The 20,536-nt window shown below is 57.8% G+C and carries 21 protein-coding genes; 11 read left to right on the plus strand and 10 right to left on the minus strand.

The genetic code is table 11. The features are described 5' to 3' along the window. Nucleotides 1-22: 22 nt before the first annotated feature. The 3 genes from LKO31_RS06290 to cobT all read right to left on the minus strand — a co-directional run bounded on the left by LKO31_RS06290 (nucleotide 23) and on the right by cobT (nucleotide 3,229). Nucleotides 23-565 (minus strand): hypothetical protein, encoded by a 543-nt coding sequence (locus LKO31_RS06290; protein ID WP_227689312.1) that lies wholly within the window; start codon nucleotides 563-565, stop codon nucleotides 23-25. A 12-nt stretch (nucleotides 566-577) separates the two neighbouring features. Beyond that, nucleotides 578-1,171 carry a hypothetical protein gene (locus LKO31_RS06295; RefSeq protein ID WP_227689313.1) on the minus strand — a complete coding sequence of 198 codons (594 nt, stop codon included), beginning with the start codon at nucleotides 1,169-1,171 and terminating at the stop codon, nucleotides 578-580. Between the two features lie 231 nt (nucleotides 1,172-1,402). Further along, on the minus strand, nucleotides 1,403-3,229 hold the full coding sequence (cobT, locus tag LKO31_RS06300; RefSeq protein ID WP_227689314.1) for a cobaltochelatase subunit CobT: 1,827 nt from the start codon (nucleotides 3,227-3,229) through the stop codon (nucleotides 1,403-1,405). A gap of 111 nt (nucleotides 3,230-3,340) precedes the next feature. Here cobT and LKO31_RS06305 point away from each other — a divergent pair, with 111 nt between their 5' ends. Both LKO31_RS06305 and LKO31_RS06310 read left to right on the plus strand, forming a co-directional pair. Beyond that, on the plus strand, nucleotides 3,341-4,546 hold the full coding sequence (locus LKO31_RS06305; protein WP_227689315.1) for an MFS transporter: 1,206 nt from the start codon (nucleotides 3,341-3,343) through the stop codon (nucleotides 4,544-4,546). Next, on the plus strand, nucleotides 4,543-4,683 hold the full coding sequence (locus tag LKO31_RS06310; RefSeq protein ID WP_227689316.1) for a hypothetical protein: 141 nt from the start codon (nucleotides 4,543-4,545) through the stop codon (nucleotides 4,681-4,683). Before LKO31_RS06305 ends, LKO31_RS06310 begins: the two co-directional genes overlap by 4 nt. A gap of 47 nt (nucleotides 4,684-4,730) precedes the next feature. Here the strand turns inward: LKO31_RS06310 and LKO31_RS06315 are convergent, their stop codons facing one another. From LKO31_RS06315 to LKO31_RS06325, 3 genes are all read right to left on the minus strand, one after another. Continuing rightward, the gene (locus LKO31_RS06315) at nucleotides 4,731-5,900 is read right to left on the minus strand and encodes an alpha/beta hydrolase (RefSeq protein ID WP_227689317.1); all 1,170 of its coding nucleotides are present in this window, start codon (nucleotides 5,898-5,900) and stop codon (nucleotides 4,731-4,733) included. 20 nt (nucleotides 5,901-5,920) lie between these two features. Further along, nucleotides 5,921-6,910 carry a cobaltochelatase subunit CobS gene (gene cobS, locus LKO31_RS06320; RefSeq protein WP_227689318.1) on the minus strand — a complete coding sequence of 330 codons (990 nt, stop codon included), beginning with the start codon at nucleotides 6,908-6,910 and terminating at the stop codon, nucleotides 5,921-5,923. A gap of 110 nt (nucleotides 6,911-7,020) precedes the next feature. Beyond that, the gene (locus tag LKO31_RS06325; RefSeq protein ID WP_227689319.1) at nucleotides 7,021-7,611 is read right to left on the minus strand and encodes a J domain-containing protein; all 591 of its coding nucleotides are present in this window, start codon (nucleotides 7,609-7,611) and stop codon (nucleotides 7,021-7,023) included. Between the two features lie 58 nt (nucleotides 7,612-7,669). Here LKO31_RS06325 and LKO31_RS06330 point away from each other — a divergent pair, with 58 nt between their 5' ends. Together LKO31_RS06330 and LKO31_RS06335 are read left to right on the plus strand one after the other, a co-directional pair. After that, the gene (locus tag LKO31_RS06330) at nucleotides 7,670-7,921 is read left to right on the plus strand and encodes a BolA family protein (protein ID WP_227689320.1); all 252 of its coding nucleotides are present in this window, start codon (nucleotides 7,670-7,672) and stop codon (nucleotides 7,919-7,921) included. Between the two features lie 173 nt (nucleotides 7,922-8,094). Beyond that, nucleotides 8,095-9,021, plus strand: a complete 927-nt coding sequence (locus LKO31_RS06335) for an alpha/beta fold hydrolase (RefSeq protein WP_227689321.1) — start codon at nucleotides 8,095-8,097, stop codon at nucleotides 9,019-9,021. 73 nt (nucleotides 9,022-9,094) lie between these two features. On the opposite strand, the gene LKO31_RS06340 is transcribed toward LKO31_RS06335, so the two are convergent. Then, a complete protein-coding gene (locus LKO31_RS06340; protein ID WP_227689609.1) occupies nucleotides 9,095-9,508 on the minus strand; it encodes a hypothetical protein in 414 nt (137 codons plus the stop codon). 16 nt (nucleotides 9,509-9,524) lie between these two features. Here LKO31_RS06340 and LKO31_RS06345 point away from each other — a divergent pair, with 16 nt between their 5' ends. Then, a complete protein-coding gene (locus tag LKO31_RS06345; protein WP_227689323.1) occupies nucleotides 9,525-10,727 on the plus strand; it encodes a serine hydrolase domain-containing protein in 1,203 nt (400 codons plus the stop codon). Between the two features lie 57 nt (nucleotides 10,728-10,784). Here the strand turns inward: LKO31_RS06345 and LKO31_RS06350 are convergent, their stop codons facing one another. Both LKO31_RS06350 and pdxH read right to left on the minus strand, forming a co-directional pair. After that, nucleotides 10,785-11,624, minus strand: coding sequence for a PhzF family phenazine biosynthesis protein (locus LKO31_RS06350; protein ID WP_227689324.1), 840 nt, complete (start codon nucleotides 11,622-11,624; stop codon nucleotides 10,785-10,787). Continuing rightward, entirely contained in the window at nucleotides 11,597-12,178 is a 582-nt protein-coding gene (gene pdxH / locus LKO31_RS06355; RefSeq protein WP_227689325.1) for a pyridoxamine 5'-phosphate oxidase, read from the minus strand. The genes LKO31_RS06350 and pdxH overlap by 28 nt, the downstream gene beginning before the upstream one ends. 181 nt (nucleotides 12,179-12,359) lie before the next feature. Here pdxH and LKO31_RS06360 point away from each other — a divergent pair, with 181 nt between their 5' ends. The 5 genes from LKO31_RS06360 (at nucleotide 12,360) to LKO31_RS06380 (ending at nucleotide 17,921) form a co-directional block, all read left to right on the plus strand. After that, on the plus strand, nucleotides 12,360-13,262 hold the full coding sequence (locus LKO31_RS06360) for a DnaJ C-terminal domain-containing protein (RefSeq protein ID WP_227689326.1): 903 nt from the start codon (nucleotides 12,360-12,362) through the stop codon (nucleotides 13,260-13,262). Between the two features lie 12 nt (nucleotides 13,263-13,274). After that, the gene (locus LKO31_RS06365) at nucleotides 13,275-14,264 is read left to right on the plus strand and encodes a YihY/virulence factor BrkB family protein (RefSeq protein ID WP_227689328.1); all 990 of its coding nucleotides are present in this window, start codon (nucleotides 13,275-13,277) and stop codon (nucleotides 14,262-14,264) included. Nucleotides 14,265-14,282: 18 nt separating this feature from the next. Beyond that, nucleotides 14,283-15,086, plus strand: coding sequence for an enoyl-ACP reductase FabI (gene fabI / locus LKO31_RS06370; RefSeq protein WP_227689330.1), 804 nt, complete (start codon nucleotides 14,283-14,285; stop codon nucleotides 15,084-15,086). Between the two features lie 127 nt (nucleotides 15,087-15,213). Beyond that, nucleotides 15,214-16,290 (plus strand): chorismate synthase, encoded by a 1,077-nt coding sequence (gene aroC, locus LKO31_RS06375; RefSeq protein WP_227689337.1) that lies wholly within the window; start codon nucleotides 15,214-15,216, stop codon nucleotides 16,288-16,290. Between the two features lie 287 nt (nucleotides 16,291-16,577). After that, nucleotides 16,578-17,921, plus strand: coding sequence for a dicarboxylate/amino acid:cation symporter (locus LKO31_RS06380; protein WP_227689339.1), 1,344 nt, complete (start codon nucleotides 16,578-16,580; stop codon nucleotides 17,919-17,921). Between the two features lie 72 nt (nucleotides 17,922-17,993). Here the strand turns inward: LKO31_RS06380 and LKO31_RS06385 are convergent, their stop codons facing one another. Then, entirely contained in the window at nucleotides 17,994-18,935 is a 942-nt protein-coding gene (locus LKO31_RS06385; RefSeq protein WP_227689341.1) for a hypothetical protein, read from the minus strand. A 164-nt stretch (nucleotides 18,936-19,099) separates the two neighbouring features. Between LKO31_RS06385 and LKO31_RS06390 the strand changes: the two genes are divergently transcribed. Further along, nucleotides 19,100-20,518, plus strand: coding sequence for a cytochrome P450 (locus LKO31_RS06390; protein WP_227689343.1), 1,419 nt, complete (start codon nucleotides 19,100-19,102; stop codon nucleotides 20,516-20,518). Nucleotides 20,519-20,536 lie beyond the last annotated feature (18 nt).

The raw sequence follows: 20,536 nt of genomic DNA on the forward strand, positions 1-20,536 counted from the left end.
AGCGTAAATTAACCATATGATTTTATTCGGCTGCGTCGGTCGTATCTGGCGCTGTGCTAGCGTCCGTTAGACCTGGTGATGCGGGGTCTGCGAGGACCAATGGGCCTAGGTCATCGGCGTCGACATATTTTAGTTTCGGGCTGCGTTGGTCAAAATCGGCCTTGCTGCCCAGCGCCAGATCAGGTCGACCGACGACAATACCCATTTTGATCGAGCATTTGACATATGCCGTTTCATCGGGACCCACTTCGAGCGTTAAACTGTCCGTGGCTTCGCTTTTAACGGTGTAGCTTAGGGCACCGGGTTCGACGGGCAAGATAAAGTAGCGGCCCGCGCCAAGTGCACTGATGCGCGCGCCTTGCGCGTTAACGCCGCAGCCCAGCATCATGCCCGAACCGCCGCTGCGGTAAAACACGATTTGGCCTTTGCCAGCCTGAGGCGCGGGAATGGTCTTCGCGACCTTTGGTGTGGCGGGTGCAGCCGCCATGGCTGGTTGTAGGATGGTGGCGGGCATGGTTGCGGTCGCGGTGACGGCCAATGCGGCGATTAGAAACTTGTTCAACATTTTTCCCCCTTGTTAAATGTCTGATGGTTCGATGGATTTTGCTGTGCTGTCCGGTGTTGCGGCCTCGGTAGGTGCTGTCTGGATGGGTGTGTCGAGCGCCAATGGAACGGCGTGGACGAGCGCATCTGTGAGGATGGGTTCTTTGAGTTTGGCGATGCCGGTGGTGCCGGGCGGAACGACGGCGCTGCGCCCCATGATGACCAAAGGCAACGGGGCCGCGAATATGGCGGCAGCATTGGCCAAGCCTTGATTGGAGCCGCCCTCTGCCCCCAATTGGAAACCGCGAAGGGGCACTTTCCTGTCTTGATGGACAACATAGCGGGCGGCCAGAATAAGCTCACCCGCTTTGCCGCCGAATTGCGGTTTCGAGGCGTGGACAATCTGACCCTCGCCCTGCGCGCCAGCCGGAATGATGATCTGATGCTGGTGGATGATGGGTTCGGCAAGCGATATTTTAAAGAAATCGCCCGCGACATGGGTTTTGGAACTAACCGCTTCTTCGACGCGGACCGCCACTTCTGTGCCGCTGGGAAAAAGGATCTGATCCGCAGACGGGGCGCTGGGCGCGGTGTCGACGAGGACGTCCTGTGGCGCTGGGTCTGTCAAAACGGCCGTTGAAGGCGGTGGCGATAACGTAGGATTGGGCGCTGCATCTGGCGCTGGGTCCGATGCACCTGCGGCTAAAAACAGAAATGCGGACATGCTTATGGTTACGAACAACGCCGATATCCTCCCCCCAGAGTATCGAGGGGATGGTTAAAGATATTTCGACCGAATGAACAGCGTAAAATAGATGGTCCGAATATTGGTATTTTATTGGACCATGTACGATGTATTTTAGTTTATATCGAACAATCCTGCCAATTGTTCGACCATGGTGCCGCCCAATTGTTCGGCGTCCATGATGGTGACGGCGCGGCTGTAATAGCGGGTGACGTCGTGGCCGATGCCGATGGCACAGAGTTCGACTGGTGATTTATTTTCAATCCAGTCGATGACCTGACGCAAATGCTGATCGAGATAGGCCCCGTGGTTGACCGATAATGTGCTGTCGTCAACGGGCGCGCCATCGGAAATGACCATCAAGATGCGGCGGTCTTCGGGGCGATTGATGATGCGGCTGTGCGCCCATGCCAAGGCTTCGCCGTCGATATTTTCCTTGAGCAAACCCTCGCGCATCATCAGGCCCAAGCTTTTGCGGGCGCGGCGATAGGGCTCGTCCGCTGGTTTATAGATGATGTGGCGCAGGTCGTTGAGGCGGCCAGGTGCGGGGGGGCGGCCAGCGGCCAGCCAATCTTCGCGGCTTTGCCCGCCCTTCCATGTGCGGGTGGTGAAGCCCAAAATTTCCGTTTTGACACCGCAGCGTTCGAGCGTGCGGGCCAGAATATCGGCGCTGATCGCGGCGATGCTGATGGGACGGCCGCGCATGGAGCCGCTATTGTCCAGCAGCAGCGTGACAACCGTGTCGCGAAAATCGGTGTCGCGTTCGATTTTATAGCTGAGCGAGGAGCCGGGGGAGACAACGATGCGCGACAGGCGCGCGGCGTCGAGCTGGCCTTCTTCTTGGTCAAAGTCCCACGCGCGATTTTGCTGGGCCATCAGGCGGCGTTGCAAGCGGTTGGCCAATTTGGTGACCGCGCTTTGCAGCGGCTGAAGTTGTTGATCCAAATAGGCGCGCAGGCGGGTGAGTTCGTCATCGTCGCACAATTCGGTGGCGGCGATCACTTCGTCATGCTTTTCGGTGAAGGTCGAATAGTTGAAATGCGGAACATCGGTGGGCATCCGGTTGGGCCGGACGGGCAACATGCCTTCGTCGCCTTCGCCGCCCATTTCGGGGTCGCCGTCGGCGTCCATTTCCTGATCATCGGATTCGCTGTCGCCGTCATCAGTTTGATCGCCCGATGATTCGGGGCGTGCCTCTGCCTCGCTTTCGCCGCTACCGCCGTCTTCGCTTTCGGCTTCGGCTTCTTGCTCTTCGGTGTGGGGCGTTTCTTCTTCGCTATCTTCGTCGCCAGCCTCTTGCGGGCTTTGATCATCGGATTTAATCAAATCGAGATGGCGCAGCGCCAATTTGGCGGTTTCGGCAAAGGCGTGTTGATCGTCGATAAGCAAGGAGAGCGCGGTGAAATCGGCGCCTGCGTCTTGGCTGATCCATTCGCGGACCAGCGACAGGCCGGTTTCGGTGCCCAGCGGTGGAACATCGCCGGTCAGTTTTTCGCGCAGTAGCAATTCGATGGCGCTGGACAATGGCACATCTTCGCGGCTGGCGGCGCGGGTGATCGGGTCAGAGCGCATCCGCATTTTGACGGCCGCTGCCAAATTGCTTTTCATGCCCGCCATCTGGCGTGCGCCCAATGCCTCTATGCGGACGCGTTCCATGGCATCAAAGGCGGCGGCGGCGACGGCTTCGCTGGGCCGTGCATTGCTGTGAAGCTTTTCATTGTGGTGGCGCATTTTGAGTGCGTGGCTGTCGGCAAAGCCGCGCGCTTCGGCGACTTGTTCCAATGGCAGGCTGCGGGATGGGGTGGGGACCTTAATTTGTTTTCCCACCACAATCGGTGTGTCAGCGGTGAAGCCCACTTCCACTTCCGCATCGCGGGTGATGGCACGTGCGACCCCGGAAAGGGCCGCCTTGAATTCATCGAGAGGAGAAGACGCAGACATAAAGCGGCTGTAACCCGCTTTGGTGGCGTGTGAAAAGGGAAAGATGTACCTAGGCGGGCTTTGCTTGACGATGCGGCGCACGAAGCGCATGTCGAGCCAATGGATATGTCAATGAAAAAGCCGTGGATTGTCATCCTTTGTGGAGCGTTGATCGTGACGGTCGCGATGGGAATTCGCCAGAGTTTTGGTTTGTTCCTGCCGCAAATGAGCATGGAAATCGGCATTAGCCGGACAGATTTTGGCTTGGCGATGGCGCTGCAAAATTTGCTGTTCGGCTTGGTTCAGCCTTTTGTTGGCGCTTTGGCTGACAAACATGGGGCGGGACGCGTCGTGTTGGTTGGCGCGATGCTATATGCGCTGGGTTTGGCCGCGTCGGCATGGGCCAGCGATGCGATGGGTCTGCATTTGGGGTTTGGCTTGCTTATTGGTGCGGCCCAATCAGCGACAACCTTTGTGGTGGTATTGGGCGCGGTGGGCCGCGTGGTGCCGCCAGAGAAGCGCAGCAGTGCGTTTGGTATGGTCACGGCGGGCGGGTCGCTTGGACAATTTTTGGTGGTTCCTTTGGCATCCATGCTGATGGGCGATGTGGGATATCAGCAAACATTGCTGATCATGGCAGCAATGATGGCGGCGACGGGCTTTTTGGCTGTGGGGGTAGCGGGCCGTGTGAAGACGCCTGCTGTGTTGAATAATGCTCCGTCCAGCATCGCGCCTATCAGCGCCGCCGCCGCGCTGAAGGAAGCGGTGGGTCACCGTGGATATTGGTTGATCAACGGCGGATTCTTCATTTGTGGTTTCCACATCGCCTTTATCGCCACCCATTTGCCAGCCTATTTGGATGACAAGGGGCTGGGGGTGGCCATTGGGGCCAAGGTGCTGGCGCTGGTTGGGCTGTTCAATATTTTGGGCAGCTATGTCTTTGGTCGCTTGGGGGATAAATTGCCCCAAAAATATATCTTGTCGGCTTTATATGGCACAAGATCCTTGGTGATTGCGGCCTTTTTGTTGGTCCCCTTGTCGCAGGCCACGGCCTTGGCCTTTGCGGCGGGCATGGGCTTTTTGTGGTTGGGAACCGTGCCGCTGACCAGCGGATTGGTGGGCCGTATTTTCGGCATTCAACATTTGTCGATGCTTTATGGCATTGTGTTCCTGAGCCACCAGATCGGCAGTTTCTTTGGTGCTTGGGCTGGCGGGCTGATTTTCGATGCGACCGGCAATTATGATGTGATGTGGGGGTTGTCGATTGCCTTGGGATTGGCGGCTGTGCTGCTGCACTTGCCGATTGCGGACCGCAATTTGCGGGCGGCGACCGCATGAAGATGAAACTGAACCGTCAGGATCGGGTAGCGGCGCTGATTTTTATGGCGGCGGCGGGGGTTGGATATGTTTTGTGGCGATCCGAAGGTACGCGTCTGTGGTTATCGGATGTGGCGGTGATGTGCGGATTTGGTTGAGGTAAGTGCAAGGCCGCCTGACCGCGTGATTTGGGCAGCCAGCGCGGCTAGTCGGGATCGCCGCCTTTTTTGCGGCTGCAAATCTGGCGATGTTCGTCGCCCTCCATCTTGGGGTCGCCGCGCAGCAGAAAAACATGGTTAAACGCGCTGGCGCGGCGTTCGGGTCGGCTACGTTTTCCGGCGACGACATCGACGAAATCACGGCACGCCTCGGCGCTGGACAGAAAGTCGCTGTGGCCGGATGAACCGCGCGAAATATCGGTGGTGTCCACCACCGTCATCCCGGACACTTCCTTGACATAGCAGCGTTCGGGCAGGCCCTTGGCCGCCAATTCTTGGGCTTGAAATGGGTTGAAGCAATAAGGGGAGCCAAGGCGTGGATAGCCGTGCAAGGTGCGCGACGCCGCCAAGGCGCGGTCATGGCCGGACAAATAAATGGTGATGTGGCGGTTCATCGCGACGCGGCGCGGGGCGAGGACATCGGTGGAGATATCGCGCTCGAATGTTTCGCGGTCAATGTCGGGCGAGGCGAGGATGATATTGCTGATATTGCTGCTGTCCGCGCTGGCGGCATGCTCGTCGACATGGGCGATGGCGGGAATGACCAAGCGCGCGCCCAAGCTGTGGGACACGACGATGATTTCCTTGACCCATGGTCGTTCGGCTAGCTTGCGCAGAAAGACGCGGAAATTGGCCACGTCATGATACATGTTGGTTTCGTCGGTAATGTAACTGAGCAATTTGCCCTGGGATGGCCAAGTGTAGCTGACGACCGGACCATCGAAGTTGGTCATGCGGGCGATTTGCGCCGTGTCTTTCGATGTGGAATCGAAATCCTCGCGATAGCCATGGACATAGAGCAGAACGCGGCCTTTGCGGCGGTTGGTTTCCGCCTCTAGGTCGCTCCACCAATCATTTTCATGTTCAAAACCAATGTCGGTGTGCAGCTTTTGCGTGCCGCCGCGCATCACCATGCGGGGTTCGGCAAAACGACCATAGCGCAACCGGTCGGAACGATGGTGGAGCAGGCTGATATCGTTGGACCGACAATCCGGCAGGCGGCTGGTGACGAAAAACAGCAATTGCGAGCCGTTGATACTGGTGGCGTCGCCCGGCTGCGGATCGCAGCGCGGGTCGGCCACATATTCGCCATGGCGAATATCGCCATAAGCAACAGGAGAGATGCAGCCGCCCAAGGTCAGCGATGCACCGACCATGAGGAGGAGGCCGCTCAGCCTCATTTAGCGACGATACTTTCTGGTAATTCTTGGTTGAACACGCGTTGATAATATTCGGCCACGATCACTCGTTCGGCTTCGTCGCATTTGTTGAGGAAGGACAAGCGGAACGCAAAGCCGATATTGTTAAAAATCTCGGCATTCTGTGCCCAACTGATGACGCTACGCGGGCTCATGACCGTGGAAATATCGCCATTGATAAAGCCTTGGCGGGTCAGTTCGGCGACCTTGACCATATTGGCGACCGTATCGGCGCCAGCGGCCGGAACCTTGGCGAGGATGACTTGGCTTTCCACCGCAGCGGGCAGATAGTTGAGCGCCACGACAATGTTCCAACGGTCCATCTGGCCTTGGTTGATTTGCTGTGTGCCATGATAAAGGCCGCTGGTGTCACCAAGGCCGACGGTGTTGGCGGTGGCGAACAGACGGAAATGTGGGTTGGGCCGGATGACACGATTTTGGTCGAGCAGCGTCAGCTTGCCTTCGGTTTCCAGCACGCGCTGGATCACGAACATCACGTCGGGACGGCCTGCGTCATATTCGTCGAACACCAAAGCGGTGGGTGTTTGCAGCGCCCAAGGCAGCAAGCCTTCGCGAAATTCGGTAACTTGCTTGCCATCGCGCAGCACAATGGCGTCGCGGCCGACAAGGTCGATACGGCTGATATGCGCGTCCAAGTTGATGCGGATGCACGGCCATTTCAGGCGGGCGGCCACTTGTTCGATATGGGTCGATTTGCCCGTGCCATGATAGCCTTGGACCATGACGCGGCGGTTATATTTGAAACCAGCCAATATCGCCAAAGTGGTGTCGCCGTCGAACACATAATTGGGATCAAGGTCGGGAACGCGGCTGTCGGCTTCGCTGAAGGCGGGGACCATCATGTCGATATCGACGCCAAACATCTCGCGCGCGCTCACCTCTGTATCCGGCGCTGGCAGCAGCGTCGTTCCATGGTGATCGGCAAGACTGTTCGGAATATCGGTCATTTTATCATCCAGCGAAGCAGAAAAGAAAAGGGCTTAGCAGGCACATTTGGTGCCGTGCGATGTCGGTATCGTGATGAGTTCGGCCTTGCAACGCTTATTCCAACCAGCGTTCATGCGAAGGCCCGTGATTTTTTGACCAACTGATACGCGTCCATCACCTCTGTCAGCCGTTTTTCAAAGCGGCGATCACCGCCATTTCGGTCTGGATGATATTGGCGCAGCAATTCGGCATAGCGGCGACGAAGGGTGCTGCGGTCGGCGGAACCGTCCAGTTGCAGCAGTTTTAAGGCGCGATGTTCTTCGCGGCTGAAGCGTGGGTCGGCGGCTTCGCGGCGGGCTTCGTCCATCCGTTCACGAAACCGCCCGCCCAAGGCGTCCATCGGGTCTTTGAAATCAGCCCAGCGTGGGGGCAAGTCGGCGCTGCCCGCCGCGCGAAAGGCACGGGTTTCGCTTTCCCATCCGGCCATGGGAGATTGGGCGGCATAGATTTGATCGTCGGTCATGCCAGCGAAAAAATCATATCCGGCGTTGAATTGGCGCACATGGTCCAAGCATAGCCAGCGATAAGCGGGCGGGCCATCTTGGCTGATATGGTGGCGCAGCGGGGCGCGAAACTCACCCGCTTCGCGGCAACCAGGAACAGTGCAGTCGGCATCGCGGGCTACGCGGCCGTGAAAACGATCGTGTCGAGGGCTTGTCATGTGTGTCTTTCGACCCCAACATGGCGGAATGACACAAAAAGGTCCAGTAGAAGCCGAGATGACAGCGTTGTTAACTGCTGCATTTCCCGACGCAAATTTTCAATTGAGCAACGATAGCGCCCAGCATCATGGCCATATGGGCGATGATGGCAGCGGGGAATCGCATTTCAGCCTGACCATCATTTGGGCGGGCTTTGCGGGAATGAACCGCGTGGCGCGCCAACGCAGCGTGAACAAAGCCTTGGGCGATTTGCCCGGCAACCGTGTTCATGCCTTGGCGATTAAAGCGATCACCCCTGACGAAGGTTAAGCGGCTGTTTCTTCATGGCTTGACCACCGCCGGATAAACGTCATGGGCGGCAGATTGGGGGCGCGTAAGCCGCCGTCTGCCGCCGACAGCGGGGGCCTTGCCAAGCAGGGGGCGGCGCGGCAGACTGGTTTTCAAATGCAATGCAAATAACAAAGCATGATTTGGGAGGCAGGATGATAGACGATTTTCAGCAGCAGCGCGTGGCCCTATCGACCGGTGTGGAACTGGATGTGGTGGATTTGGGGCCGAAAAATGCCCCGACCCTGATTTTCCTGCACGGATTTCCCGAATCCCATCGCACATGGCGGCACCAATTGCGGCATTTGTCGGGCCAATATCGCTGTATTGCCCCCGATCAGCGCGGCTATCGGGGGTCGTCCAAGCCAGCGGATGTGGCGGATTATGCGCCGGATAAGCTGGTGGCGGATATTTTTGCGTTGGCGGATGCGTTGAATGTCCAGAATTTCACCATCGTTGGTCATGATTGGGGCGGGGCCATTGCATTGGGCGTCGCGCTGGCGGGGCAGGCTGGTGGTCCGAACCCCGAATGGGCGGGCCGCGTGACCCGCGCCATTATTGCCAATGCGCCGCACCCCGCCATTTTCCAGCGATTGCTGCTGACCAATGCCGATCAGCGGGCCGCCAGCCAATATATGCGGGCGTTTCGCGATACGGCCAATGACGGCTTGATCCGCGATCATGGCATTGCGGGCTTGTTAATCCACGCCTTTGGCGATCGCGTGCCCAGCGGCGGCGTGAACCCACCCGAAGAAATTGAACGGCTGCGCGCCGATTGGGAGGATCGGGACGCCTGTTTCGGCATGGTCAATTGGTATCGCGCTTCGCCAGTGAATGTGCCGGATATGGATGCACCTTATGCCGAACCGCCCGCCTTTGATTTCCCCAAATTGGGCATGCCAACCTTGGTGATTTGGGCGATGGATGACATGGCGCTGCCGCCTTGTAATTTGGATGGTATTGACGCGCTGATCCCCAATTTGCGCGTGGCCGAGGTGGCGGGTTGCGGTCATTTTGTGCCGTGGGAAGCGGCAGATCGGGTCAATGCGGAAATCGACCAATTTTTGGCGGAGACGGCCTGACATTATGATGATGGGGCGGGTGTGATATGGCTTTCCGCCCCATTTTCGAGTCTGATTCTTGGCAGAGTGAGGCTTATTCGGCGGGCAGAAGGACGCAGCCCGACGTCCCCGCATAGCGCGCGGTGCGGGATGCGAGTAACGGTGCGCGGCCGATCACGCTTTTGGTGTCGGGATCATCGGTCAGGGAAATAAGCTCCATCCCCGGTTCAAAATCCGCTTCGCAGCTATTGATGTCGCGCCCTTGCACATAGCGGCAGGAGCAGCCGACACGGGCGGCATAGCTGGCCCCCAATTCGGCCTGCGCCTTGAAGGACGGGAATTTCCAAATGCCATAGCTCGTCAGCATCACCGCGATGATCAACACCCACGGCAAGCAACCGCCAGATTTGCGGGGCCGCCGTGCCGGTGCAAAAGCCGGTGCAGCGTCACTCGTGGGCGGTGCAGGATTGGGGCTTTCTTGCGGCGTTGCCGGATCGGGGGGATACATGTTAGTCACTCACCCTATGATCACGAAAAAAATCATGCTGGCAAGTGCGGCGCTGTTGGCACTGGCGGGTTGGTCCGCGATCCAATGGACGGCAACGGCGCAAGCTGCGCCGGATGCTGCGGCATGGGCGGATGGGGCAGGCGCCACTGCTGTGGGCGGCCATGCGGTGGACCAAGCTAAGGCGGGCGAGGTCCAAATGGTGGACGCCAATAGCTTGCCACAAGGGCCTGCGCTGCCCAGTGCGATTCGCAGCGCCGCTGATGTGCTATTTTCTGAAGACGCCGAATTGGGTGACACGCGGGCCTTGTTGGTGCTGCGCGACGGCAAGCTGGTTTATGAACGCTATGCGGAGGGGTTTGGTCCGCAAACCAAGCTGATTAGCTGGTCGATGGCGAAAAGCATTACCGCGGTTCTGGTCGGCATATTGGTGTCGGATGGGCGATTGGCGCTGGATGGGCCCGTGCCCGTGGAGGCGTGGCAGAATAGCGGCGACCCGCGCGGCAACATCAGCCTGCGCCATTTGCTCCATATGGCATCGGGGCTGGAGCATCGGGAGAGCGGAGACCCGATTTGGGAAGCGGACACCACCGCCATGCTGTTTGGCGCAGGGTCCAGCAATATGGCCGGTTTCGCGGAAGGCAAGCCTGCGGTCGCGGTGGCGGGGGAGGTGTTTAATTACAGCACCCCAACCAGTGTGATTTTGTCGGACTTGATCGCCCAAACGCTGACGCCGTCGCACAATGCCGTGACGCGCCGCGATGCGGTGTTGGAATTTGTGCGCGGACGTTTGGCGCAGCCGCTGGGCATGACCAGCCTGACGCCGGAATTTGACGCACAGGGCACGATGATTGGCGGGTCGGTGATGCATGCCACGGCGCGGGATTATGCGCGCTTTGGGGAATTTCTGCGCAATCGCGGCGTTGCCAATGGTCAGCGTTTGTTGCCCGATGCGTGGATTGATTTCATGCTGACCCCGTCCGATGCCGATGCGGGCTATGGCGGGCATATTTGGCTGAATCGCAAGCGTCCGGCAGGATCGGATGCTGCCTTGTGGCCCCAGCGCGGCCCGAACGACCTGTTCGCCGCCATTGGGCATCAGGGGCAATATATTATCGTGTCGCCGTCCCAGCGGGTGACGGTGGTGCGTCTTGGCGTGACGAGGGACGAAGAATTTCCCATGCTGCGCCGCCGTTTGGCTGATTTGGTGGAAAGCCTGTAGGGCGGACGCATGGGATAAGGGTTTGCGCCCCGTTCCCATGCGCCTGTTTTTTCTGGGTTACAGGTGAAACTCGCCGGTAATGACCGTGACGCAGCGGCCGCTAAGCTCCGCTCGTCCGCTGAACATGGTGCAGCCGATATGGCCGCCGCGCTTGCTGGCCTGATAAGCCGTGAAGCTGTCGCGGCCAAAGCGGGCGGTCCAATAGGGCGTCAGCACCGTATGGGCGGAGCCGGTAACAGGGTCTTCGTCCAGCCCGATTCCGGGAATGAAGACGCGGCTGACGACATCGGCCCCTGATGGGTCGCCATCGCCGCGTGCCGACAGGATGATTTGCTGTCGGCCCAAGGGACGCAGTCGGTCAAAGTCCGGCGAGAGCGCCCGAATTTGGGCGGCTGATTCCAGAATGATGAGGGCAAATCGATCTTCATAGCCCAAGGTTTCCAGCGGCTCGACGCCCAGTGCGGCGACCAGATCATCCTGAGGCGCTGGGACCGCGCGGAAGGCGGGCAGGCTGAGGTGGTAGAGCTGATCTTCGTCACGGCGGACGGTCAAGATGCCGGATGTGCGCGTGCGAAAGCGCATGTCGCTGCGCCACTGGGCGCTGGACAGCAGCATATGGGCGCTGGCCAAGGTGGCATGGCCGCACAAGGGGACTTCGGTTTGCGGGGTGAACCAGCGCAGTTCATAATCGGCGCCGTCGCTGTCATCGGGCACCAGAAAGGCGGTTTCGGACAGATTATTTTCCGCCGCAATCGCTTGTAACACCCCGTCGCTGAGCCACTCGTCGAGCGGGATGATGGCGGCCGGATTGCCGCCAAAGGCCTTGTCGGTAAAGGCGTCGATTTGGGTGAAGGGCAGGCGGCGCCAGCTCATGGAAACAGCAGTCCGTTGGTCCATTGACCGTCCGCTTGGCGGTTGAACTGGGTGCGTTCATGCAAGCGAAATTCGCGGTCTTGCCAAAATTCCATGCGGGTGGGGGGCACGCACCAACCCGACCAGCGCGGCGGACGGGGCACGTCTTGGCCGTGAAAACGGGCCTGCATTTCGGCAAAGCGAGCCTCGAAAGTTTCGCGATGGTCCAAAGGGCGGCTTTGGTCGCTGGCCCATGCGCCCAATTGGCTGTCGCGGCTGCGCGTGGCGAAATAGGCATCGGCCACGCTGTCGGCCACAGGGGCCACAGCCCCTTCGATGCGGATTTGGCGGCGCAGGCTTTTCCAATGGAACAGCAAGGCGACATGCGGGTTGGCGGCCAATTCCCCGCCCTTGCGGCTGTCGAGATTGGTGTAGAAGACAAAACCGTCTGGCCCATGCCCCTTGAGCAAGACCATGCGCAGCGATGGGTGGCCATCGGGCGTGGTGGTGGCAAGCGCCATGGCGTTGCTGTCATTGACTTCGGTGGTGCGCGCTTCAGCAAACCAAGTGTCGAACAGGGCAAAAGGATCTGTGGTCATAGAGGGTGCATATCGGATGACCATTTTCTGGTCGAGCAAGAAAGACGGTTAATATTCATGCTAATTTGGCATGTTTTGGGATGATGTGGACCGTGCGACCTTGACCGTGTGGCGCGTGATGACCACATCGGGCGCAATAATGGCCTTCACGGCCAAAGATTTATCGGGCAACAGGTAGTTTATGGCAGATCCTTATTCCACTCTGGGCGTCGCACGCAGCGCCAGCGAAGCAGAGATTAAGTCCGCATATCGCAAATTGGCGAAAGAACTGCACCCCGACCGCAATCAAGACAATCCCAAGGCGGCGGAACGCTTTTCCACCGTGACCAGTGCTTATGATCTGTTGTCGGACAAGACCAAGCGCGCGCAATTTGATCGCGGGGAAATTGATGCTGACGGCAATCCGGCCATGCCTTTTGGGGGTGGCTTTGGCGGCGGTCAGCGCGGCGGCTTTGGCGGTGAAGGTGCGGATTTCGGCGATATTTTCGAAGGTCTGTTTGGCGGTCGCGGCGGCGGCGGCGGTGGATTTTCGGGCTTTGGCGGGGGGCGCAGCGCGCCGCCACCCAAGGGGGCGAATGTCGCCTATCGCTTGGCGGTGTCGTTTGAAGATGCGGCGGTGCAGGCCCCGCAGCGGATCACGCTGGCGAGTGGCAGCACGATTGACCTGAAATTGCCAGCGGGCGTGGAAAGCGGCACGCAAATGCGCTTGGCCGGCAAGGGCCAGCCCGGACCTGGCGGCAATGGCGATGGGATCGTGACCATTACGGTGCGGGATCATGCGTTTTTTGTGCGCGACGGCGACCATATCCGTTTGGACCTGCCGATTTCCCTGCGCGAAGCGGTGAAAGGCGCCAAGGTCAAAGTACCCACGGTGGACGGCGCGGTGATGCTGTCTATCCCAGCCGGATCAACTTCTGGCCGTGTGATGCGTTTGAAGGGCAAAGGCTATAGCCAAAAGTCCGGCGGCCGCGGGGATCAGATGGTGCGATTGATGATTGATATCCCAGCACAAGATGCGGAATTAGAGCAATTTGTAGACCAATGGGATGATCGGCGTTCTGTCCGCGCGGACCTTGGCGTGTGATGGGCGCATAGGATGAGCCAAGGCCAGTCACCCCATTCACTGGAAGCCCGTGCCAAGGCCGCGCGAAAGCGCAAATTGGTCGCGCGGGCGGAGGGGTTGATTGAAAAAGGCAAAGAACATGTCGGACCCGGCACGCGCTTTTTCCAAATCGCGAAGCGCGTGCTGGTTGGCACCTTTACCGACGGGGTCATCCATGCGGGCAATCTGGCTTATTTGTCGCTGATTGCGCTATTTCCTTTTTTCATTTTAATCGCTGCGGTGCTGAGTTTGCTGGGCGGCGGTGCGGGCGGTGAGCGCGCAATTGAAGCGGTACTGTCCACCATGCCCCCTGCGGTGGCGGAAACCTTGGCCACACCGATTCGCGAGGCCATGAACGCGCGCACCGGCATATTCTTGTGGTTGGGGGCGATTGTGGCGCTGTGGAGCGTGGGCAGTTTGGTGGAAACCATTCGCGATATTTTGCGCCGCGCTTATGGTGTTCAGGCCAGCCGCAGCATTTTCCATTATCGTTTATTGTCCATCGGCGTGATTTTTGGCGCGGTGATTTTATTGCTGGTCAGTTTTAGTGCGCAGGTGCTGATTTCGGGCGTTGAGCAATTTCTGATGGCCTTTTTGCCAGACGTGCTGGAAAATTTCGGATCCATTCTTTTGCCACGTCTGATTTCCGGTCTGGGCATGTTCTTGGCGATATTTCTGTTGTTTTATGGCCTCACTCCATCAAAATTCCGCCACTTAAAACAATGCCCCAAATGGCCCGGTGCCTTGTTCACCACCTTGTGGTGGATTGCCGTGACGATGGCGCTTCCGCCCTTGCTGGCTGGGCTTTTAAGCTATGATATGACCTATGGCAGCATGGCCGGTGTGATGGTGGCTTTGTTCTTTTTTCATCTGGTTGGGCTGGGTATTGTGATGGGCGCTGAACTGAACGCCGCGCTGGTGGAGGTTGAGGATTTGGGCCATGACGTTATGGGGCGCGAAGAAGATGTTAAATTTGCGAATTGATTCCGCCGGAGAAAATGAATGACAGGTCTGATGCAAGGCAAGCGCGGTTTGATCATGGGCTTGGCCAATGATAAGTCCATTGCTTGGGGCATCGCCAAGGCGTTGCAGGGTGCTGGGGCTGAATTGGCCATCAGCTATCAAGGCGAAGTGATGGAGAAGCGGGTAAAGCCGCTGGCCGAACAATTGGGCTGTGATTTCCTGATCGACTGCGATGTGTCGGACATGGACAATCTGGATGCGGCCTTTGCCAAATTGGCGGATCGTTGGCCGACCATTGACTTCATTGTCCATGCTATTGGCTTTACCAATAAAGACGCTTTGCGCGGACATTATGCGGATATCAGCTTGGAAGATTTCCTGCTGACCATGAACATCAGCGTTTACAGCTTTACCGCTGTGGCCAAGCGCGCAGCGGCGATGATGCCGAAAGGCGGGTCGATTTTGACGCTGAGCTATTATGGCGCAGAAAAGGTTATTCCGCATTATAATGTGATGGGCGTGGCCAAGTCGGCGCTGGAAACCAGTGTGAAATATTTGGCCAATGATTTTGGTCCGCAAAATATTCGGGTGAACGCCATTTCGGCAGGCCCGATTAAGACGCTGGCGGCCAGCGGCATAGGGGATTTCCGCCTGATCTTGAAATGGAATGAACATAATGCCCCGCTGCGCCGCAATGTGACCATCGACGATGTGGGTGGTTCGGCGCTGTATATGCTGAGCGACCTGTCCAAGGGCGTGACGGGTGAAACGCATCATGTTGATGCGGGTTATCACACCGTTGGCATGAAGCAGGAAGACGCGCCGGATATTGCGCTGGCATAATATGATATCCCCGATGGGCCGTGCGGTGCCGTCGGGGAAAATCTAGGTCAGCGGCTTGGCAAGCACAGCATGGCTGATGGGCCATGGGAGCGCGGCGTTAGGCCGCGCGGCAAATTAAGGGACGGCAATGAGTATCAACAGCTTTGGTCATATGCTGCGCTTTACCACTTGGGGGGAAAGCCACGGTCCGGCCATTGGCGCGGTGGTTGATGGATGTCCGCCCCGTTTGTCCTTGACCGAAGCGGATATTCAGCCCTTTTTGGACAAGCGCCGTCCCGGCCAATCGCGCCACACGACCCAGCGCCAAGAACCGGATCAGGTCCGGATTTTGTCGGGCGTGTTCGAAGGCAAAACGACCGGAACGCCGATCAGCTTGATGATCGAAAATGTCGATCAGCGGTCCAAAGATTATGGCGATATTGCACAGGCCTATCGCCCCGGTCATGCCGATTATGCCTATGACGCCAAATATGGCCTGCGCGATTATCGCGGGGGCGGCCGGTCCAGCGCCCGCGAAACCGCCAGCCGTGTTGCGGCGGGTGCGGTGGCGCGTTTGGTCATCCCTGATGTGCAAATTCACGCATGGGTTTCGGAAATTGGCGGCGATGCGATTGACCGCGATAATTTCGATTTGAACGAAATTGGTAATAATCCCTTTTTCTGTCCCGACTCTGTGGCGGCCCAGCGTTGGGAAGGCGTGATGGATGCCGCCCGCAAATCGGGCAGCAGCTTGGGCGCGGTGGTGGAATGTGTGGCCACCGGTGTTCCGGCAGGCTGGGGCGCGCCGCTTTATGCCAAGCTGGATGCCGATTTGGCTGGTGCGATGATGGGCATTAATGCCGTCAAAGGCGTGGAAATTGGCGCGGGATTTGAAGCAGCGCGTTTGCGCGGCGAAGACAATGCTGACCCCATGCGTCCCGCCAGCGATGGCAGCAACCGCCCCGAATTTTTGGCCAATAATGCAGGTGGTATCGCGGGCGGCATTTCGACGGGGCAGCCCGTGGTGGTGCGCGTGGCGTTCAAGCCGACCAGTTCCATTTTGACGCCTGTGCCCACGATCAACAAAGCGGGCGAGGCTACGCAGATCATCACCAAGGGTCGTCACGACCCATGTGTTGGGATACGCGGTGTTCCAGTGGTGGAAGCCATGATGGCGCTGGTGTTGGCCGATCACAAGTTGTTGCACCGCGCCCAATGCGGCTGAGCATGTGACACGGCGAGCATCCGAGGCTGCGAAGAAAAATTGAGATGATGGAAAAGTCCGTGGGCCTTGTCTTGCGGGCTTTTTTACATGGAGAATTCCGGCGCAAAATCTTGTCCGCTAAATTGCGAAGCGGGTTGTGAAGGCGCAGTAAAAATTTTTGATGTAATTTTTACAATTATCGGCCAATTTGACGGCATTAGAGACAATTTGGGCTGGCCGATATCAACGGTCAGGGAACAATAACAAATATTTCTGCGTCCGTTTTCGGCGCAGATGAGGAGAAATCTATGGCCGAGGCTGCGATCGCCACTGGGGTCGACGTTAGCGAAGAAGCCCGCGCCAAACGCTTGCAATGGCGTATGCTGATTGGCTTTATTGCCGGTTTGTTGGCCGGTATATTTGTGCATTATCAGGTGGGTGATGTCGTGTGGGCGCATTATTTCACCACCTATTTTACAACACCGGTCGGCCAGATTTTCTTGCGCTTGCTGTTCATGCTAGTCATTCCTTTGCTGGTTTCGGCTTTGATTGTTGGCGTTGCCGAAATGGGCGAAATACGGGCGCTGAAAAGCGTCGGTACACGGACGCTGATTTACACCATTGTCGTGTCTACCATTGCGGTGATCGTCAGTTTGGCGGTGGTGAATATTTTGCAACCCGGCGCCGGGGTGGATCCAGCCCAAGCCAAGCAATTGATTGCCCAAGGCGCGGACGGCGCCAAAAGCATTACCGATATGGCGCGGGAATCGAAAACCGGCGTCGACGCTATTGTGGCCATTGTGCCCAGCAATGTGTTCGCTGCAATGAACGCCAACGATATTTTGGCCGTCATGTTTTTTGCGCTGTTTTTTGGCATTGGCTTGATGCTGGTGCAAAATGAACGCACGGCAGCCCTGAAATCGGTGGTCGAGGGTGTGTTCGAAGTTTCGATGAAGCTGATAGGCTTGGTTATTCAATTGGCCCCGATTGCCATTTTTTGTTTCATGTTCAATTTGGCGTCGCAATTTGGATGGGATTTGATCATCCGCCTGTCCGCTTATGTGGGTGTGGTGTTGTTGGCGCTGGGCTTGCAGATGTTTGGCGTTTTTCCGCTGATCTTGAAATTTGTTGCCCGCAAATCGCCCATCGCTTTCTTTCGGGAAACCCAAGAAGCCTATGTAATGGCCTTTGCCACCGCATCGTCCAACGCGACCTTGCCGACTTCTTTGCGGGTCGCAAAAGAGCGGTTGCATCTGCCCGACCGTGTGGCGCGATTTGTGCTGACCATTGGCGCGACCGCCAACCAAAATGGCACGGCCATGTTTGAAGGCGTGACCGTTATTTTTCTGGCGCAGTTTTTCGGTATCGACCTGACGTTGCAGCAACAGATTATGGTGATGCTGGTCTGTATTTTGGGGGGGATTGGCACCGCAGGGGTTCCGGCTGGGTCTTTGCCAGTGATTGCCTTGATATTGGGCAGTGTCGGCGTGCCGCCCGAAGGTATTGGTTTGGTGTTGGGCGTCGACCGTTTTCTGGACATGTGCCGAACGGTATTAAATGTGATCGGCGATTTGGTGGCCGCGCAGGTTGTGTCGGCCCGAACGCATGATGTGCTGGGGGATGAGGATAATGTTGTGACGCCCTTGGTGTAATCGGCGTTCCGACAGGTGAATATGAAAATGGCTCGGTAGCAAGGCGACCGAGCCATTTTTGTGGGACCGAATTTAGCGGTCGCTTTGTCTGCCGTAGCGACTGTCGCGTGCTGGGCGTTCCGTCCGTTCTGGCCGTGCTTGCGGTGTGGGGCGAGCCTGCGGCGCGGGGCGTGTCGTAGGCCGCTCACCAACGGTGGGGCGCGTTGGACGTGTGGCACCGTCGGGCCGATCCGGGCGGTTGGGACGTCCTGACCAATTGGGTCTGTCGCTGCCGGTTGGCCTGTCGGGGCGGGTTACGCCGTCGGGACGATCAGGACGGTTGGGACGCCCTGACCAGTTGGGCCTGTCGCTGCCACTTGGTCTGTCGGGACGGGTCACCCCGTCGGGCCGATCGGGACGGTTGGGCCGCCCTGACCAATTAGGCCTGTCGCTGCCGGTTGGCCTGTCGGGGCGGGTTACGCCGTCGGGGCGATCGGGACGATTGGGCCGTCCTGACCAGTTGGGCCTGTCGCTGCCACTTGGTCTGTCAGGACGGATCACCCCGTCGGGGCGATAACCTGGGCGGTTGGGCGCATAGTTTGGCGCGGGGCGAATGGGCCGGCCTTGGAAATGGTTGGGACGGTTGTTGTAATGGCGATAATAAGCGCGGCGACCACCCCAATAGTTGAGATAGTGACCGCTCAGCGGACGGCGGACCTGATAGCGGTCGTACATCCAAGTGCCATAGCCGGGATAGTAAAAGTCGTCATACCAGCCCCCGCCAAAGCCGATGTTCACAAATCCGCTGCGATAGTCGCCTGCATCATAACAGCCATATCCATAACCATCATCATAGCCATAAGGGTCTTGGGAATAATAGTCGTTGCCGCAAGCATAGCCGGACGCATAGTCGCTGGCACCATAAACCCCGCCATCATACATGCAGCCGCCAAGCGTCGTCAGCGCGATTGCGCCAGCAGCGATCGATTTTACGCGGGGGAAGGGACCTCGGATATTGGGGAAGGAGAGGGCCATAGTCATTTCCTAAAAGGAGGGCGGGAGAGCCCGATATGATCGCAATTTATGCACGGTTAGTTGAATAGCGGCTGAATAATTTCGCCGTAGCAAATATCTTACTTGCAGGGGTGTTAGTAGGGCGATATCTTGGGGAAAAGATAGAGTTTCAGCGGAGAGAAGATATGAGCGCGCCGGTGCAAGGGAATGTGGCCGTCAACGCCGGATCATGGCCCGCAGACCGATTCGGCCCCGATACGGCGCATTGGTTACCGCGTGGGTCGGGACGGAATTTAGACCATATTCCAGGCGAAGATGGCTTGCCAGTGCTGGGCAATACGTTGGCATTTTTGCGCGACTATCGGGGCTTTAGCCGCAAGATGGTGGCCCGCTATGGTCCCGTATATCGCAGCACGGGTTTTGGTGGGCGCAGCGTGGCGTTGATGGGGGCCGACGCCAATGAGCTGGTGATGTTCGACCGCGATAAATTATTTTCATCGGAACAGGGCTGGGGACCGCTGTTGAACCTGCTGTTTCCGCGCGGTCTAATGCTGATGGATTTTGACCATCATCGGGCTGATCGAAAAACTCTGTCGGTCGCGTTCAAGCCTGAACCTATGCGATATTATGCGGTCGCCCTGAACGAAGGCATCAAGCAGCGGGTTGCCGAATGGAGCGGTAAGCAATTTGCCTTTTATCCCGCGATTAAGGCCCTGACGCTGGATTTGGCTGCGACGGCCTTTTTGGGCATCCCGTGGGGTCCAGAAGCCGACAAAATCAACAAAGCCTTTGTGGATATGGTGCAAGCATCCGTGGGCATTGTGCGCCGTCCCCTGCCGTTTACCGCGATGGGACGCGGGGTTGCCGGACGGAAATATCTGGTGGATTATTTTACCCAGCAAGTGCCGGAGCGACGCGCCAAAGGTGGGCAGGATATTTTCAGCCAATTTTGCGCGGCCAAGGACGACAATGGCGAATATCTGAGCGATTCCAGTATTGTTGACCATATGATTTTCTTGATGATGGCGGCGCATGACACCATCACATCGTCACTATCGACGATGATGTGGCAATTGGCGCGCAACCCAGAATGGCAGGACCGTTTGCGCGAAGAAATGCTGAGCGTATCCCCTGCGGGGGAGGGTGTTGGGCATAATGGGTTGAATGAATTGGAACTTACTGAGTGGGCATTTAAGGAATCCTTGCGCCTTGTCCCACCGGTACCTTCCTTCCCGCGGCGCGCGCTGCGGGACTTTGAATTTGGCGGATATACTATTCCTGCCGGAACCAGTGTCGGGATCAGCCCCGCTTATACCCATATGATGGAGGAATATTGGCCCAACCCCGACGAATTTGACCCGATGCGCTTTTCACCAGAGCAAGTGCGTCGGCGGCATAAATATGCGTGGGTTCCCTTTGGTGGCGGGGCGCATATGTGTTTGGGGCTGCATTTTGCCTATATGCAGGCGAAAATATTCCTGCACCATGTGCTGACGCAAAATCGCATCGAAATGGAGGCAGGCTATGAACCGGAATGGGCATTACTGCCGATTCCACGGCCCAAAGATGGGTTGCGGCTGCGCTTTGTGCCGCTGAAAAGCTGAGGATATCCGGACAGCGGG

The organism is Sphingopyxis yananensis (assembly GCF_020687785.1).
Lineage (GTDB): Bacteria > Pseudomonadota > Alphaproteobacteria > Sphingomonadales > Sphingomonadaceae > Sphingopyxis > Sphingopyxis yananensis.

Coding starts and splice junctions, on each gene's coding strand:
- LKO31_RS06290 (WP_227689312.1), bottom strand. CDS start 565: ATGTTGAACAAGTTTCTAATCGCCGCATTGGCCGTCACCGCGACCGCA.
- cobT (WP_227689314.1), bottom strand. CDS start 3,229: ATGTCTGCGTCTTCTCCTCTCGATGAATTCAAGGCGGCCCTTTCCGGG.
- LKO31_RS06305 (WP_227689315.1), top strand. CDS start 3,341: ATGAAAAAGCCGTGGATTGTCATCCTTTGTGGAGCGTTGATCGTGACG.
- LKO31_RS06310 (WP_227689316.1), top strand. CDS start 4,543: ATGAAGATGAAACTGAACCGTCAGGATCGGGTAGCGGCGCTGATTTTT.
- LKO31_RS06315 (WP_227689317.1), bottom strand. CDS start 5,900: ATGGTCGGTGCATCGCTGACCTTGGGCGGCTGCATCTCTCCTGTTGCT.
- cobS (WP_227689318.1), bottom strand. CDS start 6,910: ATGACCGATATTCCGAACAGTCTTGCCGATCACCATGGAACGACGCTG.
- LKO31_RS06325 (WP_227689319.1), bottom strand. CDS start 7,611: ATGACAAGCCCTCGACACGATCGTTTTCACGGCCGCGTAGCCCGCGAT.
- LKO31_RS06330 (WP_227689320.1), top strand. CDS start 7,670: ATGACAGCGTTGTTAACTGCTGCATTTCCCGACGCAAATTTTCAATTG.
- LKO31_RS06335 (WP_227689321.1), top strand. CDS start 8,095: ATGATAGACGATTTTCAGCAGCAGCGCGTGGCCCTATCGACCGGTGTG.
- LKO31_RS06340 (WP_227689609.1), bottom strand. CDS start 9,508: ATGTATCCCCCCGATCCGGCAACGCCGCAAGAAAGCCCCAATCCTGCA.
- LKO31_RS06345 (WP_227689323.1), top strand. CDS start 9,525: ATGATCACGAAAAAAATCATGCTGGCAAGTGCGGCGCTGTTGGCACTG.
- LKO31_RS06350 (WP_227689324.1), bottom strand. CDS start 11,624: ATGGACCAACGGACTGCTGTTTCCATGAGCTGGCGCCGCCTGCCCTTC.
- pdxH (WP_227689325.1), bottom strand. CDS start 12,178: ATGACCACAGATCCTTTTGCCCTGTTCGACACTTGGTTTGCTGAAGCG.
- LKO31_RS06360 (WP_227689326.1), top strand. CDS start 12,360: ATGGCAGATCCTTATTCCACTCTGGGCGTCGCACGCAGCGCCAGCGAA.
- LKO31_RS06365 (WP_227689328.1), top strand. CDS start 13,275: ATGAGCCAAGGCCAGTCACCCCATTCACTGGAAGCCCGTGCCAAGGCC.
- fabI (WP_227689330.1), top strand. CDS start 14,283: ATGACAGGTCTGATGCAAGGCAAGCGCGGTTTGATCATGGGCTTGGCC.
- aroC (WP_227689337.1), top strand. CDS start 15,214: ATGAGTATCAACAGCTTTGGTCATATGCTGCGCTTTACCACTTGGGGG.
- LKO31_RS06380 (WP_227689339.1), top strand. CDS start 16,578: ATGGCCGAGGCTGCGATCGCCACTGGGGTCGACGTTAGCGAAGAAGCC.
- LKO31_RS06385 (WP_227689341.1), bottom strand. CDS start 18,935: ATGGCCCTCTCCTTCCCCAATATCCGAGGTCCCTTCCCCCGCGTAAAA.
- LKO31_RS06390 (WP_227689343.1), top strand. CDS start 19,100: ATGAGCGCGCCGGTGCAAGGGAATGTGGCCGTCAACGCCGGATCATGG.